Annotated in this window: 18 protein-coding genes and 1 pseudogene; 7 read left to right on the top strand and 12 right to left on the bottom strand. The window is 40.9% G+C overall.

The genetic code is table 11. The annotated features are described in order from the left end of the window. Positions 1-413 precede the first annotated feature (413 nt). The 3 genes from VE944_RS15345 (at position 414) to VE944_RS15355 (ending at position 2944) form a co-directional block, all read left to right on the top strand. A complete protein-coding gene (locus VE944_RS15345; protein ID WP_324978418.1) occupies positions 414-1964 on the top strand; it encodes a mercuric reductase in 1551 nt (516 codons plus the stop codon). Between the two features lie 286 nt (positions 1965-2250). Next, positions 2251-2655 (top strand): type II toxin-antitoxin system RelE/ParE family toxin, encoded by a 405-nt coding sequence (locus VE944_RS15350; RefSeq protein WP_324978420.1) that lies wholly within the window; start codon positions 2251-2253, stop codon positions 2653-2655. After that, on the top strand, positions 2642-2944 hold the full coding sequence (locus VE944_RS15355; protein WP_324978422.1) for a helix-turn-helix domain-containing protein: 303 nt from the start codon (positions 2642-2644) through the stop codon (positions 2942-2944). Before VE944_RS15350 ends, VE944_RS15355 begins: the two co-directional genes overlap by 14 nt. Before the next feature lie 164 nt (positions 2945-3108). Here the strand turns inward: VE944_RS15355 and VE944_RS15360 are convergent, their stop codons facing one another. After that, on the bottom strand, positions 3109-5676 hold the full coding sequence (locus VE944_RS15360; protein ID WP_324978424.1) for a Calx-beta domain-containing protein: 2568 nt from the start codon (positions 5674-5676) through the stop codon (positions 3109-3111). Positions 5677-7120: 1444 nt separating this feature from the next. Here VE944_RS15360 and mgtE point away from each other — a divergent pair. Then, positions 7121-8521: a magnesium transporter gene (gene mgtE / locus VE944_RS15365; protein WP_324978426.1), complete on the top strand. Its 1401-nt coding sequence runs from the start codon at positions 7121-7123 to the stop codon at positions 8519-8521. A 48-nt stretch (positions 8522-8569) separates the two neighbouring features. Here mgtE and VE944_RS15370 read toward each other — a convergent pair whose 3' ends face one another. Together VE944_RS15370 and VE944_RS15375 are read right to left on the bottom strand one after the other, a co-directional pair. Next, a complete protein-coding gene (locus VE944_RS15370; protein ID WP_229554153.1) occupies positions 8570-8827 on the bottom strand; it encodes a hypothetical protein in 258 nt (85 codons plus the stop codon). A 201-nt stretch (positions 8828-9028) separates the two neighbouring features. Continuing rightward, on the bottom strand, positions 9029-9901 hold the full coding sequence (locus VE944_RS15375; protein ID WP_324978428.1) for an SDR family oxidoreductase: 873 nt from the start codon (positions 9899-9901) through the stop codon (positions 9029-9031). Positions 9902-10584: 683 nt separating this feature from the next. Here VE944_RS15375 and VE944_RS15380 point away from each other — a divergent pair. Beyond that, positions 10585-12186, top strand: coding sequence for a peptide ligase PGM1-related protein (locus VE944_RS15380; protein WP_324978431.1), 1602 nt, complete (start codon positions 10585-10587; stop codon positions 12184-12186). Between the two features lie 251 nt (positions 12187-12437). Here VE944_RS15380 and VE944_RS15385 read toward each other — a convergent pair. Further along, positions 12438-12668 (bottom strand): annotated as a pseudogene (locus VE944_RS15385) (type II toxin-antitoxin system HicB family antitoxin). A 102-nt stretch (positions 12669-12770) separates the two neighbouring features. Further along, positions 12771-13574, bottom strand: a complete 804-nt coding sequence (locus VE944_RS15390; protein ID WP_324978433.1) for an SAM hydrolase/SAM-dependent halogenase family protein — start codon at positions 13572-13574, stop codon at positions 12771-12773. Positions 13575-13685: 111 nt separating this feature from the next. Between VE944_RS15390 and pirA the strand changes: the two genes are divergently transcribed. After that, positions 13686-13841 carry an arginine synthesis PII-interacting regulator PirA gene (gene pirA, locus VE944_RS15395; RefSeq protein ID WP_167755997.1) on the top strand — a complete coding sequence of 52 codons (156 nt, stop codon included), beginning with the start codon at positions 13686-13688 and terminating at the stop codon, positions 13839-13841. A 150-nt stretch (positions 13842-13991) separates the two neighbouring features. Here the strand turns inward: pirA and VE944_RS15400 are convergent, their stop codons facing one another. The 3 genes from VE944_RS15400 to VE944_RS15410 are packed head-to-tail and all read right to left on the bottom strand — an operon-like array spanning position 13992 to position 15452. Next, on the bottom strand, positions 13992-14762 hold the full coding sequence (locus VE944_RS15400) for a Uma2 family endonuclease (RefSeq protein ID WP_324978438.1): 771 nt from the start codon (positions 14760-14762) through the stop codon (positions 13992-13994). A gap of 55 nt (positions 14763-14817) precedes the next feature. Further along, positions 14818-14949 (bottom strand): hypothetical protein, encoded by a 132-nt coding sequence (locus VE944_RS15405; protein WP_324978439.1) that lies wholly within the window; start codon positions 14947-14949, stop codon positions 14818-14820. A 59-nt stretch (positions 14950-15008) separates the two neighbouring features. Further along, positions 15009-15452: a GNAT family N-acetyltransferase gene (locus tag VE944_RS15410; RefSeq protein ID WP_324978441.1), complete on the bottom strand. Its 444-nt coding sequence runs from the start codon at positions 15450-15452 to the stop codon at positions 15009-15011. A gap of 158 nt (positions 15453-15610) precedes the next feature. Here VE944_RS15410 and VE944_RS15415 point away from each other — a divergent pair, with 158 nt between their 5' ends. Beyond that, the gene (locus tag VE944_RS15415) at positions 15611-15955 is read left to right on the top strand and encodes a hypothetical protein (RefSeq protein ID WP_324978443.1); all 345 of its coding nucleotides are present in this window, start codon (positions 15611-15613) and stop codon (positions 15953-15955) included. Positions 15956-15980: 25 nt separating this feature from the next. Here the strand turns inward: VE944_RS15415 and aspS are convergent, their stop codons facing one another. The 4 genes from aspS to VE944_RS15435 form a co-directional block, all read right to left on the bottom strand. Next, entirely contained in the window at positions 15981-17768 is a 1788-nt protein-coding gene (gene aspS / locus VE944_RS15420; RefSeq protein WP_324978445.1) for an aspartate--tRNA ligase, read from the bottom strand. A gap of 167 nt (positions 17769-17935) precedes the next feature. After that, positions 17936-18160: a type II toxin-antitoxin system HicA family toxin gene (locus tag VE944_RS15425; RefSeq protein WP_324978447.1), complete on the bottom strand. Its 225-nt coding sequence runs from the start codon at positions 18158-18160 to the stop codon at positions 17936-17938. Positions 18161-18162: 2 nt separating this feature from the next. Then, positions 18163-18372 (bottom strand): type II toxin-antitoxin system HicB family antitoxin, encoded by a 210-nt coding sequence (locus VE944_RS15430; protein WP_185586674.1) that lies wholly within the window; start codon positions 18370-18372, stop codon positions 18163-18165. After that, positions 18369-18578, bottom strand: a complete 210-nt coding sequence (locus VE944_RS15435; protein WP_324978450.1) for a DUF29 family protein — start codon at positions 18576-18578, stop codon at positions 18369-18371. Before VE944_RS15435 ends, VE944_RS15430 begins: the two co-directional genes overlap by 4 nt. Positions 18579-18769: the final 191 nt, after the last annotated feature.

The following is an 18769-nucleotide window of genomic DNA, read 5'->3' on the forward strand; positions in this document are numbered from 1 at the left end:
TTAGAAGAGGAATTATAAGGGCGCACAAATTGTACATTTTTATTGTGGTCTATTCAACTGCAAATTGATCTAAATTATCAATCGTTGAAATGTTTATAGGAATCGTATTTGATTTTTGAAATTATCTACGTGGGCGGGGAGAGTAGGGAGTAGGGAATAAGAAATTAGGCTTTTCGATCTGTACGGAGCTTTTTCAGAAATCAAATATTAGTCCTATATAGAGGAAAAATTCAATTGTATCTGTCAATTCCCAAACGGACAAAACAATTCAAAGGCTGTATTCCTTATTAAACAAGCATAAAAAATAAAAGACTGAGCCGCCTAAATTCATTGGTATTCTTGATTCTGAACTTTGAATACTCCCAAAAGGCAGTTGACTTTAGTATTTTCAATTCATAAAAGAGGTTTTGCTAATGACCAATTCAGATTTAGAGAGAGTTACTGTTCGCCCAACGGATGAGTATAACCAAAAGTTGGTGTCTTACGTTCATCCGCCAAATTGGGTTAATCCTCAACCGGCAGATGTTTACGATTTGGTAGTAATTGGGGCTGGTACGGCGGGATTAGTAGTGGCTGCGGGTGCGGCGGGTCTAGATTTGGGTTTAAAAGTGGCGATAATTGAAAAGCATCTCATGGGTGGAGATTGCTTAAATGTTGGTTGTGTACCATCTAAAACTATTATTCGGTCTGCTCGCGTTGTTGGCGAAATTTGGAATGCTCAAAACTTGGGTGTTAATATTCCCCGACATAATATTGATGTTGATTTTCCTAAAGTCATGGCAAGAATGCGGCGGATAAGGGCTGGTATTAGCCCTAATGACTCGGCGGAACGGTTTCAAAAGTTGGGTGTCGATGTCTTTTTGGGTAGCGGTCGATTTGCAACTAAAAATACCGTGGAAGTTGGCGACAAAACCCTCCGGTTTAAAAAAGCTGTAATTGCTACTGGCGCAAGAGCTGCACAATTGGCGATTCCGGGAATTGAAAAGGCGGGTTATCTAACTAATGAGACGGTTTTTTCCCTAATTCAACGACCGGAACGTTTAGCGGTGATTGGTGGGGGCCCCATTGGTTGCGAATTAGCACAAGCTTTCCGGCGCTTAGGTTCTGAGGTGGTACTTTTCCATAGCGGTTCTCATCTTCTAAATAAAGAAGATGCTGAGGCTGCTGAAATTCTGCAAAAGGTTTTGATTAGCGAAGGAATTCGCGTGGTTCTGAATTCTAAGTTGGAAGAAGTAGTAACTGTTACCGAGGGGAAACGACTTTACTTTTCCTCTAATGGTCATCGAGATTCGGTGACAGTAGATGAAATTTTAGTCGGTGCGGGGCGATCGCCAAATGTTGAAGGTCTGAATTTAGAAGTAGTGGGTGTAGAATACGATAAGCGCCAAGGTGTGAAGGTAAATGATTATCTCCAGACGACGAATCCCAAAATTTATGCAGCTGGCGATATCTGCATGAACTGGAAGTTTACCCATGCTGCTGATGCTGCGGCGCGAATTGTGATTAAAAATACTCTGTTTTCTCCCTTTGGCATAGGACGCTCGAAACTCAGTAGTCTGGTGATGCCGTGGGTAACTTATACTGATCCAGAAATTGCCCATGTAGGATTATACGAACACGAGGCGCAGAAATTGGGTATTGAGGTGACGACAATTAACATACCTTTTAGTAGTGTAGACCGAGCGATCGCAGATGGTGAAGAATCAGGATTTCTCAAAATCCACCATAAAAAGGGGTCTGATGAAATTATCGGTGCAACTATTGTCGCCAGTCATGCGGGTGAGATGATTTCAGAAGTAACTACGGCAATGGTAAATAAAATCGGTTTGAGTAAGTTAAGCAGTGTAATTCATCCTTACCCCACTCAAGCCGAAGCGATTAAAAAAGCTGCTGATGCTTATCGTCGAACCCTACTGACATCAAATACTAAAAAATTGTTGGGATTTTTAACAAAGTTATCTTGACCAAAATGAGTGAACAGTTGTCTGACTGTTCACTGATAACTGTTAAGTACATAACTAGCCCATTGGCTCGAACGGAGCTTTGTGAAGGCATGACCTACACCACTAAGCTGTTACGTATATAACTTGCATTATCAGGGCGGGCAGGATGCCCACCCCACAATCATCTTGAAAAAATATTAGTGCAAATTAAAGGCGCAACAGCTTACTAGCCCTGGCTGTGTTGCTCACTAACTAAAATCCCATTTTTGCAATAAAATTTCTAGTATGCGTAACTTTATCCCAGACAATGCCAGAAACACGGATTATTTTCTTTCAGGATGATAGAGGAGAAGTTCCAGTCTTAAAGTGGCTAAACAAATTACTCAAACAAGATCGTAAGGGATATGCGAACTGCATCGCCAGAATTGAGCAATTAGCTCAGTATGGTTTTGAATTAAGACGACCCGCCGCAGATTTTGTGCGTGATGGTATTTATGAACTAAGAGCCAAGCACGTCAAAGTACAGTATAGAATTCTATATTTTTTTCATGGTCAAAACGTAGTGATTTTAGCTCATGCCATCATTAAAGAGGATAACCAAGTTCCAGAGCGAGAAATTGATTTAGCATTAACATACAAAAATTTATTCATACTCAATTCAGAAGTTCATACTTATATGCAACCAGAGGACGAAACAGATGAAGAAAACTGATGATGCACTAAAAATCATTAAAAGAATGATGAAAGAAGATCCAGAATTGCAAGAGATGGTTAGAGAATCATCAATAAATGCTCAAATATCTCAAATCATTTACGATGCACGCAAACAAGAGGGACTAACCCAGCAACAACTAGCCGCAAAAGTCAGTACTACCCAGTCGGTTATTGCTCGATTGGAAGATGCTGACTATCAGGGACATTCTTTGTCTATGTTGGCTCGGATTGCAGCAGCTTTAAATCAAAAAGTAGAAATAAAAATGTCACCTAAAGAAGTTGCTTAAAACCTACACGCAGACGCTGAAAGTAACTTCAAAATTCAAAATCCAAGACATTTTCAGACGGGGATTTAAACCCCGACTGAAACTGACGCTACGTCCATAGGTAGGAAACTTAATCCATTTTACTTACAATCAAAACCATAACTTACGCATTGACAAGTAAGACTCTAAACAGGTATGAAGCGATCAATCTCACCCCCGGTCAAGTTTGCGTAGTACAAATTACCATCCTTTCCAGTAGTGATTTGTACAGGAACTCCCAAATTTGGTCTGTCTGCTTGAGAAGCAAACCGCTTAACTGAGACAAGTTTGCCCTGACTATCGAATTTCACAGCATCAATAGTTCCTTGACTGGAATCAGCAATGAATAACGCACCTTGATAGACTGAGGGAAAAGTACTGCCTGTGTAAAAGTCACCCATAGTAATGGAATTAGAACTAAAATGCTTATAAGTGTAAGCTGGTGCTGTAACAGGTTTGCCACTACTATAGAAGGCTTCTGCTGCATCTAAGCTAGCATAGTTTGGTTGTTTCAGATTGACGATACTGCCATTTGTATCAAGGCCACCTTCATAGAATGGCCAGCCAAAGTTAGCTCCTGGTTTTCCGATATTGACCTCTTCGTAAGAATTGAAGCCAACATCACCAATTACAGGAGTATTGGTATTTTTATCAATTGTGAAACGGAAAGGGTTACGCAAACCTAAGTTATAAACTTTGGAACTATTGCTATTAGGATCACCGTTGTAGAAAGGATTACTTGATAAACCTTCACCAGTAATCGCATCAATCCGCAGGATCTTACCGGAGAGATTATTGACATCCTGAACACGAATTGATCGCGGATCTATCCCATTGTAAGAAGTGCCATCTCCTAAGCTCACAAACAGAGAACCATCAGTGCCAAAACGCACAGAACCAACTGAGTGAGATTCACTATCGTTAGCTATAAAATTTTGGACATTTTGGACTTTACCCTGATTATTGAGATAATCCTGTAAGCTGGTAAACGGCTTACCAGTATCTTTGTTGAGGATTCCTGATGGTGCGTAGCCAAGTGAGACATTTGTGCTATTTCCATCTGGGTTGCTAATATTTTCCCAAGTACCATTAGTACCTAGCAGCACAACTTCACTGCCAGCAATAGCAGTAGTGTAATTAGTGTTGGGGTCAGCTTCTACCCTAATTAGCCGTGCAGTCCGATTCCCATTTTGATCGGGATTGTCTAATGTGCTATTGGGATTGTTTTTAGAGTTGTTTGGATTGGTTTCTGGTGGGTCGTAGGTATACAACAGGTAAACGTAGTTTTTGGGGTTTGTATCTTTACCAAAATCTGGATGTACGGCAATACCTAAAAGACCGCGATCGCGCGTATCATTAACCTGTCCAGAGATATTGATAAATGGTGTTGATAATAAAGTGCCGTTATTCAAGACTCGGACTACCCCATTTTTCTGGGCAATGAACATGCTTTTACCATCAGATGTCCAGTCAAAAGCTGTAGGTTGATTCAAACCAGAAGCTACCGTCTCTAAAGCAAAGTTACCAGCGTCATCATCAATAATAGTGATGGTTGTCTGTTGAGTATTTAGCTGCACTCCAACCGCGTTACTGAAGTTCAAAGTAAAGGTTTCATTTACCTCTCCAACGGTGTCATTCTTAAGGACTATAGAAATGGTCTTGCTGACTTCTCCTGCTGCAAAGGCCAAGGTTCCAGATACAGCCTGGTAGTCAGATCCAGCTTTAGCAGTCCCATCCAAGGTTATGTAGTCCAGGCTAGCAGCCCCCGAACTGTTACCCCTTGTAACTGTCACCGTAGCAGTACCGTCATCCTCATTAACTACTGGCTGAGTGAAATCGAGGCTAGAGCGATCGTTATCTTGAATCGTAATTCCCAGAGTTCTTTGAAGCCCTAATGTTGCTCCCTGTGTCTGATCGATGACAAAACTAAAGGTTTCATCTGTCTCTGCTAAGGAATCGTCATTGATTGGAATGGATATCTCTCTGCTGCTTTGTCCTGGTGCAAAAATAAGTGTTCCAGCGCTTTCGGTACCTTCGCTTCCGTAGTCAACTCCTGCTGTGGCAGTACCAGCTAAGGTTGCATACTTGACTGAAGATGTGCTGCTTAAATCACCAGTTCTCAACAAGGTTATGCTCACACTACCAGCACCTTCGTTGAGAGTCGTGGAAGATGATCCTAATGTGATCGTGGTCTGAATATTTGGTGAATATAGTTGTGACTGAGGAATAATTTCTTTGGTCTGAGAAGAACTTGACCAAGACAGTTGAGAAACTGCATCGTATTTATTTTCGTAGTACTCAAGTTTAATATCGTACTTCTGCCCAGCAACCAGTGCGATCGCGCCACTGTGTTGTGTAGCAGGTTGATCGACAAACTTATTGATGATTTGCTGACCATTAACCCACAGTTGCACACCATCATCACTAGTGGTATAGAAGTTGTAAGTCTCGCTGTACTTCGCTTCTACCTGACCCGTCCAACGCACTGAGAAGGTATCTGCACCAATGGATGGATCTGAAGATCCCTCACCCCAGTTAAAGTTGACTGTCGGATCTGTGCGAGTTTGCTTCAAGTTGGTGAAGTCGATGTTGTCGTAGTACTCTGCTTTGAGTCCATTCCCTTGAGATAACACCCGATCAATGCTTTGTAAAGATGATTGAGGAGTTATTGGACTTAGAGATGTTGACAACAGTTGATTTTGTGAATCAGTCATTGAGATATATGCCTCACAATAGTACTAAAAGTAATTCCATAATCCAGGGTCAATAATCAGTTTGATATTGAATATTTTCAACAAATATGTAGCTTTTTCAGGCGTTAATGTTTTAACAGAAAAGCAAGAATTAACTGATTATTATGTTTTTTAATGTCGATACTATTCCATTCAATTACTGAGACAGTTTTTATGTGTCTACTATTGTGTTAATTTGCTTATCTATACTGTTTATTTGTATTAACCTTAAAATAAAGCAGTATGAAGTCATATATATTGCTTTATCTTCCTTAAAAGCAAATATATATAAAAATGTGTATGAAAAAAAATACCAAAGATTACTTTAAGGGTGTATTCGCTCTTGTAACTCTTTGTTTTATTTCAACAATTTTCTAACTTTTGATGGTTCTAAATATAAGTTTGGTGAATTTAATCAAAAATTATAAATCACCTCTCTTGAGAGCTTCTAATCTCACTGATATGCAGGTGCATGAAGTTAAAGTGAAGCAACCCCAATTGGGCAGATACACATCTAATTAGCTAACGTAATATCCTTACATATTATTACTTAAGTATTTTTATGGGATCAATTAACTTATCATTTGACAATAGTTTAGGGGTTATGTCTATCTTCTTTATGGAACCTTCTTTAAAGATTCATATTGATTTATATTTTTTAAAGCAATATAAAAGTTTTGATGATCTTTGAATAAAAATTACTGATCTACGGATGAAGTTTTTATTTTGTATTTACATAGTATTAATTACATGAAATTTGGATAAAGAAGGCTTTTAATATTTAAAGATTTGAAAAAGTATTACTTACCTATACTTCATCTTGAGTGTTAATTGATATCTTTATTACAAGATCCAGCAGAGAATAAGCTAATTAGCATTCAAGTTGCATAATTAGGGCAGGCAAGATGCCCATCCACAAGATATTGATAAAATTTTGATATGCAAATTAGATGTGTTTTAGCTTAGTATTAAAGGCCTAGCAGAGAATAGTATTAATAGCGAATGAAGCAAAAAGTTTTGCAAAAGCCTCAGCAGTCATGTATTTAAGTTAGAGAACGCAATCTGCTGGAATTAAGAGGATGTTTGAAAAGTCCTCTTCTCAGTATCAAAAGTTTTAGATTCCTTTAAGAGATTATCGTACTTTTGAGTAAACCTTTTGTCCGTGGACTATCCAGGGAATAGTTACGCGACAACTTCTCTACATTCGCGCAGCGTGTCGCAGACAGACGCTTTGCGTAGCATGATTCCCTACCGGGTGCGTTGAACGTAAGGAATTATCAGCGTCTGAAACCCTGATTATTTACTTATTTACAAAAGTTTTCAATTTAGTTAAAGTCAGAAAATTACAAGTTTAACCCTGCACATTCCCACTTTCCCCTAGACTAAGGGCAGCAACCTTGTTCAAACTGGCTGAGGAAAGTGGACTTTGACTGAGACTAACAATTTTAACTCTACCATCCAGAATGTCTCACGCAGGGAATTGCGAGATTTAGTGCGGACTCAGCTGCAAATGCTCCTAGAAACAGGAGACTTGCAGGCAGCAAAAGCTATTCTCGTACCTGTGCAGCCTGCGGATATTGCCGAGGCGATTGAGGGTTTACCAGAAGCGATGCACGCTTTGGCTTTTCGCTTGCTTTCTAAGCAAGAAGCGATTGAGGTTTATGAATATCTCGACTACAGTGTTCAAGAACGATTAATTGAAGAACTTAAAAGTCAGGAAGTCCGCGATATTGTCGATCAAATGTCGCCGGATGACCGAGCTAGGTTATTTGATGAATTACCGGCAAAAGTTGTTAATCGTCTCCTAGAACAACTGAGTCCAGCAGAACGCCAAGCTACAGCCCAACTATTGGGTTATGAAGCTGATACTGCTGGGCGAATCATGACGCTAGAGTTAATCTCGCTGAAAGAAAACTTTACAGTATCTCAAGCTCTAGAGCGAATTCGCAACTTAGCTAATGCTAGTGAGATGATTTATTATCTTTATGTCATGGATGCTGAAAGGCGCTTAACGGGGATTGTATCGTTGCGAGAGTTGGTGACTTCTCAGCCTGAGCAAATTATTGGCGAAATTATGACCCGTGATGTGGTGTTTGTCCACACTGATACAGACCAAGAAGAAGTTGCCAGATTAATCCAAAGATATGACTTTCTGGCTGTGCCTGTGGTAGATCGAGAACACCGTCTAGTAGGTATTGTCACCGTCGATGATGTAATTGATATTTTGCAGCGCGAAACCACCGAAGATATCTACGCTTTGGGTGGTGGTGTGCAGTCGGGGGGCGACAACTATTTTCAGATGAATTTACTGGAAATTGCTCGGAAGCGGGTTGTATGGTTGTTGGTTTTACTTGTAACCAATACCATTACAGGAACGATTATTAAGTCGCAAGAAGACCTTTTAGCAAAAGTGGTGACACTAACAGCATTTATCCCTTTGTTGACTGGTACTGGTGGTAACGTGGGTGCCCAGTCTTCCACAGTGGTGATTCGCGGGATGAATACCGATGAGATCCGATCGCTTGGTGCATTGCAGGTAATTGGTCGGGAGGCGATCGCAGGGGCATTATTAGGAGGAATGTTAGGTACGATCGCTACTGTCTGGGCTTATTTTCTGCAAGGACAATTAGAAGTAGCGATCGCTGTCGGCACTAGTCTGGTAGCTATTTCGATTTTAGCTTCTATCTCCGGTTCAGCATTGCCATTTCTGTTTCGCTACCTCCGTTTAGATCCGGCATTAATGTCAGCACCATTTATCACCACAGCAGTTGATGTCGTGGGCGTTTTGATTTACTTCAATTTGGCGCGAGTAATTTTAAAGTTATGAAAAGAGTCATTAGTCATTGGTGAAGAATAAAGCGCAAATGACTAACTTTTACAATTCTGATTCGCTATCTGGAGCAACAATTTCGCCAGTACCCAATTGTAGTATCATGTCCTGGTCAGTAATCAATCCGCTAAGTTCTTTTACTTGTAAATTCATTTCTTCACAAGCTTGTCTTAGTTCTTGTGCAAATTTGTTAAGGTCTTGACCATAGCCACATTGATAAGCAGCAGTTTCAATTCCTTGCTTGGCATTTGCTCTAGCACAATCTACTAGTTCCGTGCCATGCAATGGTGTAGGAGATGCCATAGACGTAGTTATTATTTCTTAAATGTTTGCTGCTAGATAGATTATCAATATTTAAACCTTAATTCATCCCTCCAATGGAGGAAAATAAGGATGGAGTTAGGAGTGATTATTTTTTTATCATTAGTCATTTGTCATCTGTCATTTATCTAAAGCGAATAATTAATGACCAATGACTAATGACTAATGACTAACCATTTTCACTTAACCATTGACAACATCTCCACCATTGACATGTAACACTTGTCCAGAGACATAAGAACCATCATCAGAGGCTAAATATACGTAGCTAGGAGCAACTTCTTCTGGTTGTCCGGCTCGTTGCATTGGTACTTGTTTACCAAAATTTTCAACTTTCTCTTCGGGAAAAGTTGAGGGAATTAAAGGTGTCCAAATTGGCCCTGGCGCGACAGCATTAACGCGAATTCCTTTTGATACCAAATTTTTTGATAACGAGCGAGTAAAGGCAACGATCGCACCTTTTGTAGAGGAATAATCTAGTAACTGTGGGCTACCTTTATAAGCTGTTACCGATGTGGTATTGATGATAGAACTGCCTGCTTGTAAATGCTTGAGTGCAGCTTTAGTCATGAAAAACATCGAGAATATATTAGTGCGGAAAGTCCGCTCTAGTTGTTCTTCGGTGATTTCTTCGATACTTTCTTTTGGATGTTGTTCGGCGGCGTTGTTGATGAGAATATCGAGTTTGCCAAACTCACCAACTGTTTGTTGGATAGCTTGCTGACAAAAGGTTTCATTGCCAATATCACCTGCAATGGTTACTGCACGACGCCCTTGTTTTTCTACCAATTGTTTTGTTTCTTTGGCATCGTCGTGTTCATTGAGGTAAAGAATCGCCACATCTGCACCTTCTTTAGCAAATGCGATCGCTACAGCACGACCAATACCACTATCTGCACCCGTAATCAATGCTACTTTATCTTGTAACTTGCCACTACCCCGATATTGGGCATCATCTGATTTGGGTTTTGGTGTCATTTCTGATTCAACACCTGGTGCTTCTTGCTGCTGTGGCGGTTGTAATGGTTGCTCTTTTTTCTCTTTTGATTTAGCCATAGGTTTTGTCTCGGTAATTAAATATTGAATGTTGGAAAAAGCCGTTTCCAGTCATCTAGTGCCCATTTCAAAAGTAAACCTTGGATCGAAACTTCAACCCAAGGTTTATTTTTTGCTTTGGCTCCCACTAGCCATTTGCAACTTTAGGCGTTTATACCTTCGATGCTTACCAAAGGTACTTATGACTGGCAATTGTACGCGGCTGACGTTATTACTCCTCACACCTGACACACGCTCTTTACCTGACCACGAAAAATAAGTAGACAGCTCTCATGCAATAAAGGATTTCTCGTTCTCATCTGCTTTAAAATTAGCTATTATGTTGCTGTACTTTATCGCTCCATAGAGGTAAAACAAGCTGAAATCTGCTCAACCTTAAGACGTAAAATAAATTAAATAAATCAGAGTTACTAAATTAGTCTATAATCGTTTGCTTTGCCTCAATATTGAGGCATTTTCGCTAAATGAAAATCAAGATTTATACTTTCTCACTTCGTGGTTGCAAAAATACTTACTTCCATACCATTGATTTTTGTTAATATTAATATTTATTTAGACTGATAACCGCTATAGTTGTCTTCTTGCAGACTAAATTCCTTGCACAAGTATCTAATGACAAGTTTGCATAATAGCCCAAAAGCCTGCATGGTGCGCTACATTGAGATTATTAGAGGGTAGGGGTTATGGCAATACTAAATATTTCTGAGTCAGAGCAGGTTGAAAAGTTTCATCACTTACAATTAACCCTAAGCGATCGCTGGAAAACAAGCGAGTCATTTGACAATAATGAAGCGGATATTTTAATTATTCCCTCCCTGAGTCTCGACCAGCGTGAACTCCAAAAGATCGAAGGCTGCGAACATTATGAAGAAAGATTACTATTTTCCTTAATTAGGTTACAAAATCCCCGAACTCGGCTCGTTTATGTAACATCAGTACCGTTGCATCCTAGTATCATTGATTATTATCTGCAACTGTTGCCAGGAATTCCCTTTTCTCATGCTCGCAACCGTTTGCTGCTACTTTCTACTTATGATTCTTCGCTTAAACCCCTGAGTCAAAAGATTTTAGAACGCCCCCGCCTGCTAAAGCGGATTCATCAAGCTTTGAGGCTAGATAAATCATTTATGATCTGCTACAACTCTTCGCACTGGGAAGGCGAATTGTCTGTAAAATTGGGTGTACCACTCTATGCTGCCGCACCAGATTTACAGATTTGGGGGACAAAAAGTGGCAGTCGGAAAATCTTCAAGGAAAGTGGAGTACCGCATCCAGATGGCAGCGAAAAAATTTGGAACCATACAGATTTAGCAGAAGCTACCAGTGATTTGTGGGAACGGCAACCGACATTAAAACGGGTAGTGGTAAAACTCAACGAAGGCATTTCGGGAGAGGGAAATGCATTGCTGGATCTTAGACCAATTGAGGATATAGCACCGGGTAAAGGGACTCATGTCGAAAGGGTAGCAGCAATTAGCGATCGCTTCTCAACAATGCGCTTTCAAGCAAAAAAAGAGACTTGGGATAATTTTTCGGGAAGAATCCCTGAGTTGGGGGCAATTACCGAAGCATTTGTGGAAGGGGAAATTAAGCGATCGCCCAGCGTCCAAGGACGGATCACACCCCAGGGCGAAGTGGAAATCCTTTCAACCCACGACCAAATTCTCGGAGGCCCAGATGGTCAAATTTATCTTGGTTGTAGCTTTCCGGCTGATGAAAGATACCGATTGCAATTACAGCAATTGGGGTTACAAGTTGGCAGAAAGTTAGCAGAAAAAGGCACTTTAGAGCGGTTTGGTGTAGATTTTATCGCCGTTGACAAAGGTAATGGAGAGTGGGATATTCAGGCGATTGAAATTAACCTGCGTAAAGGCGGTACAACTCATCCATTCATGACCTTAAAATTATTAACGAACGGTCGCTATGACCTTTCCACAGGATTATTTTATAGTCAGCAAGGTCGTCCAAAATATTACATTGCCACTGATAATCTGCAAAAAGAGCGCTATCAAGGATTATTACCTAATGATTTGATGGATATTATCGCTCATCACAGACTGCACTTTGACAGTGGTACAGAAACGGGTACAGTGTTTCATCTGATGGGTTGCCTTTCGCAGTTTGGCAAGTTGGGATTAACCAGCATCGGTGATTCCCCGCAACAAGCACAAGATATTTATAACAAAGTCGTGAAAGTTTTGGATGAAGAAACCCGCAGCGAAAATCGTGAATTATCGGCGATTTCAGATTATTCTTTTCCCGTGGCTTGGGATGAATATAGCTGAACTAAGCTGTTATGTATACAACTTGCACAATCAGGGCGGGCAAGATGCCCACCCCACAAGCATTTTGAAAAAATATTAGTGCAAATTAAAGGCGCAACAGCTTACCCCACCTAAGTGTCGATACGCCACTAAACATCTGGTCAAATTAATTATGGGTTGCCGTAAATCCTTGGTAGGTACAATTCATGAATTGTGCCTACGTCATTTTTACTCTTATGTCTAATAGACAGATTGTATAATTTGACAATTGACTAAGCAACCTGTAATGGTCGTGTAGGAAGCATCCTGGGTTCTGGTAGTGGCTTCCCCTCTTCTTGAAGCATCTCAACAAACGCCTCAATTACTTCTTGCCCATTTTTGGCGGCTTCTTCGTAGGTTTTGCCATGTGTATGAAACTACTGCCAGGGGAACTCAGGCAAATATACTAGGAAAAGTTGATCGTCCTCTGACCATTGAATCACCATACTGTAGTGATAGCTCATCTATTATTCACCTTCGTCGTTTTCAAAGTCTTCCAAGCTGTAACCCATCGGAGATATCGCTTTTGATGTTTCTCTTGATGTGGCACTCACCAGGTGCGGTATTTAAGTTAGCACAACTTGAAGCGTTTCTTGCCAATCTAACTGCAACTTTGAGTGAGCATTGCCGCTATTAATGGCAATTTCTACCCAGCCGTGACTACCTACTAAAGCTAGTATCTCTCCCACCTTGACATCACTGTAAGTTTCACAGCCTGGTATACTCAACCCCGCAGCTTGCACAGACCAAGTTTTGCCTTGTACGTAACTTCCTAAAATGTTGCTCACTAAGTTGCCAAAGTGGTCAATATATTGAATGCAACCCACTACACCACTGGTTGTTTGCTGGCACTCGCCTATATCCAGTTTTACTAAACTTGCTGGATCGATTTCTTGTCCTAGCTTTTTAAGAGAGACACCACTAGCAAGATTAGCTCCCACTGGTGCAAAGATATCTCTACCGTGAAAAGTATTGCTTGGTTGAGGAGTTCGCCAATAGTTAAGATTTGTAAGTTCGACGGCTGCGCTCGCTGGACTTTGACTGAGTACCCCGCTAAAGATACCATTATCTGGGCCTACCAGAAACCCTTGAGCAAATTCTACTGCGATCGCGCGTCGCTTGCTTCCCACACCCGGATCTACTACTGCTATATGCACTGTCCCAACTGGGAAATAGGCATAAGCATTCATCAGGGAAAATCTGGCTGCGGCTATGTCTTGCGGCGGAATTTGGTGCGTTAAATCTACTACCGTAAGTCTGGAGTTGATTTGGGCTATAACACCCTTCATTATGCCTACATAAACATCGCGATCGCCAAAATCGCTTAGTAAAGTTAGGAGTGGTTGTTGACTTGTCTGCTTCTTAGGCATATTTTTGCTAAAATATATATTAAGTTAGAATATTCTGTAGCAACAGCTACAAAATATGTGTTATGTTAAGAATGCAAGACATAAAGCAAAAAATTAAAGAAGGTAATCACTATGAATCAAAATAGACTACAAAGTGGCAGGAAAGCACAAGAAGCCCACAGAGAGAATATTCAAAAAAGCCTAGAGCATCGCTTGCAAGTAGCTAGAGCAAAGGGCGACGAACAGCTGATTCGTCAACTGGAAGCTGAAATGAGGTATTCCAGCTAAATCAAGTTTTCAATGTTCTTAGTTTGTTGTGTAACCCGCTATGGCGGGTTTTTTTTGTTTTAAGGAAGTTTCCTGGCAATTTCACTCTTACAGCCTTTTCAATTAATTCAATTACCCCACTCCCTACTCCCTATTCCCCATTCCCCACCCTTACACTTCTGGCTCAACACCCAAGGCTCGTAACTGTGCCGCCAAGCGTTCAGCTCGTTGCAGAGCAGTTTCTTTAGCTTCTCGCTCTTGTTCTGCTCGTAAGCATTCTTGTTCGGCTCGTAAGCGTTCAAGTTCTGCTCGTTCTGCACCAGTAGGAATTACATTACCCGTAGCGTCACACCACCTCAGCCAAACATCCCGCTTACCTTCATACGCACCTTCCCACAAACATAAACCTAACTCAACTTCAGTTAGCCATTGCTCACTCATGGGTATATATTGCCGCCCACGCAACTCGTACATCTGTAGAACTTCACCACCAAGTTGTCGAGTTGGATCAAAGATAATGTAATACATTACCCGCATCCTGGCATACTCTAAGATTTTTCGTCCTGTTTCATTGCCTTCTCGATTTGAAACAATTTCAATCACTACCTCTGGCGGTTTACCAAAATCCCAGAAGAAATAAGAGCGATGCCGTCTTTCCCACCAGTTTTCAGCTACTTGTACATCCAGGCTCAAAAATACATCAGGTACAATCGGCGGTTGTTTGTTACTGGGAAACAACCCCACATTGGCAGCCACGAGAAACCCTTGGGCATTACTAGGCCCGTTCCAAGAACTGTAAAGTGTTTCTGTCAGCAGGCGTTGTTGTTTTTCAGATGGCAGATTATCCAAAGGTTCATCGTCCTCTGTCACCAGATGACTAACATCTGGTAACAAATCTTCTGGTAATAAGCCAGTGTCTGTCAAGATGATAGATTCACTCATAAGGAATTCTGGGGGTAGCAGCTTAATTCTATTGTGGCAGCAGCATTAATCCCCTTCATCCTACCAGTAGATTTTCTACACCTACTGTTGTCGTCGTAGTTGCTACCTGGATAATCCTACCGTATTGCGATCGCCACTGTAGTGCATTAGAAATTGTCAAGTAGCCAATTTCTGGCGGTTGCTGCAAAGGCGAAACCCACCGATACCAGCAAAAAGCTCCAAGGCTTCGAGTTTGTTGTCATGCCATTATTGCAATCGCAAAGCATAATGGTAAAACTCTTCATTTTTAACGTAATCTCGCGCTTCATAGAGTTTTTGCGCCGTTATGTTAGAAATTTGAGTAGATAAAATTACTCGAATTGCTCCACTTTCTTTTGCGTATTCTTCCGCAACAGTCATCAATAATTTTGCAATTCCCCTGCGGCGATGTGACTCTTCTACATACAAATCGTTCAATATCCATACTCGTTTCATCGACACTGAAGAAAAGCTAGGATAAAGCTGAGTAAATCCAACTAATTCCCCATTGTCATTAGCTGCAAATACTATCGAATCATTATTATTGAAACGTTCTTTGAGAAACTCCTTGGCAGCTTCAAGATTTGATGCCTGATTGTAAAAAATACGATACCGATCAAATAGTACTGAAACACTTTCAAGATGATTAATATTAGCTAAGAAAACTTCCATTTATTATCCTTACAATTTACATGTAATGCTGCTCTGTTAAGCTAAATGGTAGATGAAACCAAGAAAAATATTTGCTTTATCAATTCAAGTAGTTAATTAGCATTGTCCACCCTACTTGTACTGGAGTTACACTAGGACTTTGGCTAATGGATATAAAGATGGATACAATTACGAATGAATTTAATAAATATTTTTCTAAATGGAAAATTACCTTGCCAGAAGAGAATATAAAAAAGTGTCAAAAAGGTTCAATTTTTCAAGCTGGTTGGAAGATAAATTTTATTTTTGGGATAAAAGATGATGCTGAGTATCTTGAGTATTATGCTATCCATAGAATGACCAATGATCGTCATATCATAATTTATGAAAATGGAGAAAAAGAACATTTAGAGTGTTTAGAGCCTCCCTTAGAATACAGTTCAGCAATTGATGAAAGGCAAAGGGAGCATAATAAACATAACAGAAGAGTTAGAGATGAACTGAGCTATAAAGGCTTACTTTAACTTTCTGTACTCCCCTTGCACTTTCTTAAGACTTTGGTTTATAAGTTGAAGCAACGTGCAATTCTTTCAACTGTTTAGCATCTACACTCGAAGGTGCATCTGTTAACAAACAACGTGCTTGTTGTGTCTTCGGAAAAGCAATGACATCTCGAATAGATTCTTCGCCAGCTAGCAACATCACCAAACGATCTAAACCGTAGGCGATGCCACCATGCGGTGGTGTACCATATTCAAATGCTTCTAAGAGAAAGCCAAATTTACTTTGTGCTTCTTCAGGAGATAAACCGATTGCTTCAAATACTTGCTGTTGAATTTCTCGTTGATAAATCCGCAGACTTCCGCCGCCAACTTCTACGCCGTTGAGTACCAAGTCGTAAGCTTGGGCGCGTGCAGTTTTTAAGTCGCTCAAATCATCAGGATGGGGTGCTGTAAATGGGTGGTGGAGTGCTTCTAGACGCTTTTCGTCAGCATTCCACTCGAACATCGGGAAATCTGTAATCCAGAGCAAGTTGATTTTTTCTGGATCAATTAAGTTAAATTCTTTAGCGATCGCTTGCCGTAATCTATCTAATGTCTTATTAACTGTAGCAGCATCAGCAGCCCCAAACAACAGCAAATGTCCAGCCTTAGCACCTGTACGGCGTAAAATTTCTTGTTTTTGTTCCTCGCTTAAGTTGTCTTTTATCGCCCCAATGGTATCAATTTCGCCATCATCCCTGACGCGGATAAAAGCTAAACCTCTAGCGCCGGCTTCGCTAGCTTCTTTAAATAAGTCGCCGCCTGGTTTAATGCGGACATTAGAAATTACATCGTTACCGTTGGGAATGGGTAGAATTTTGACGATACCACCATTAGTAACAGTGTCCCGAAAGACTTTGAAGCCAGAGTCTTTGACAATATCTGAGACATCAACTAATTCCAAACCATAACGTGTATCTGGTTTATCACTCCCGTAGCGTTCCATCCCCTCAGCGTAAGTGAGGCGGGGGAAAGGGCGCTGTAACTCAATTCCTTTAACGGTTTTGAAGATATGGCAAACTAAGTTTTCATTCAGTTCGATAATTTCTTCTTGGGACATGAAGCTCATTTCCATGTCCAACTGAGTGAATTCTGGTTGTCTGTCGGCGCGTAAGTCTTCGTCACGAAAGCAACGGGCAATCTGATAATATCTATCTAAGCCGGATACCATCAGCAATTGTTTAAATAGCTGGGGTGATTGCGGCAAAGCATACCACTCACTAGGATTGACGCGACTGGGTAGAACATAATCCCGCGCCCCTTCTGGGGTAGAACGGGTAAGTATTGGGGTTTCGACTTCGATAAAACCTTCCAAATCTTCCAGATAACGACGCATGGCTTTGACAATTTGATGACGCAGTTGCAAATTTTGCGCCATGCGTTCGCGTCGCAAATCCAAATAGCGATATTTCAACCGCAAGTCTTCCCGCACTGTCTCGGTGTCAGCTACAGAAACTTGAAAAGGTAACTGTTTGCGAACAGCATTCAGGAGTTCAATTTTATCGGCGTAAATTTCTACCTCGCCTGTTGGGATGCGGGTATTCAACGATTCTTCGGGACGTTGCGTTACCCTACCAGTAATTTCGACAACATATTCATTTCGTAGGGCGTTCGCCTGCTCGTAAGAGTCAGGGGTGCGTTGCGGATCGCTGACGATTTGGACAATTCCAGAGCGATCGCGTAAATCTAAAAATATCACACCACCGTGATCGCGGCGACGGTCTATCCATCCGTAAAAGGTAACAGTTTCTCCAATATGTTCTTTTCGGAGTTCGCCGCAATAGTGAGTTCGCATAAGTCTTAGTTATTGTTTCCGGGCTAGATTGGCAAGCAAATGTCAAAGCTTTCCCATTATCTAGCATCAATAGTAATTGTAGTAGTTTCAGTGAAATAAAAAATCAAAGAACTCACACTTATATATAAGAGAATCCATGACACCAGAAAGGTAAGTTTTACCTATTTTTACAATAGTTCCCGGAATTCATCACGGCTGCTCTGACAGTCACGGAGTATCTGTGCTAACAAACCAGAACCAATTGTTTCACCAGAATGCACTGGAACAAGAGTTCGACGACCATCACTGTGTATCAAAAAATGATGACTACCTCGGATTCTTGCTACCTCAAAACCTGCTTTTTTTAAAGCTGTAATTACTTCCCGTCCAGTCAAACTCGGTAGCCTGCTCATACTTAAACAGAAACCCTCTGCACACCGATAAACTCTAATGCTTCGGCGTTTTCTTGTTCAACCTCTAAACAAAGTTCAATAGCTTCTTTAATCCGTTCTATCAGTTCGTCTAGAGATTTGGCTTGGGTGTGACATCCAGCAAGACTAGGCACAGAGGCAACAAAATAACCCTCAGAGTCGCGTTCTATAATGACGTTAAATTCTCTGGTCATCTGGAGGTTGTTGTTTGGTGGGGTAATCTAATTTTAGAGTAATTGAGTAGCTGGGAGATAAATGACCATTTATCTGACTTTCTCATGTCTTCTAATTCTATAAGCAAATGCTCCCAATCTATGTCATTAAAACGATGTTCTTTAATCTGCTCAATAATGCTTTCTCGCCACAGATTAAAATTTTGTTCGTACAGTTGATTGTTCATATATCAGTTCTCGTTTACGTGAGGTACACCCGTAGGGGCACGGCATTGCCCATTGGTGTCAACTTAAGTAAAAACGCTTATCCCACAGGCGTTTTACCCCACCCCTTAATCCCCTCCCCGTTCACGGGGAGGGGAGGTTTTGTCGCTAGACAAAAGCGGGGTGGGGTTCCGACGACTTAATTGGTAATTGA

Source organism: Nostoc sp. (genome assembly GCF_035638895.1).
GTDB lineage: Bacteria > Cyanobacteriota > Cyanobacteriia > Cyanobacteriales > Nostocaceae > Nostoc.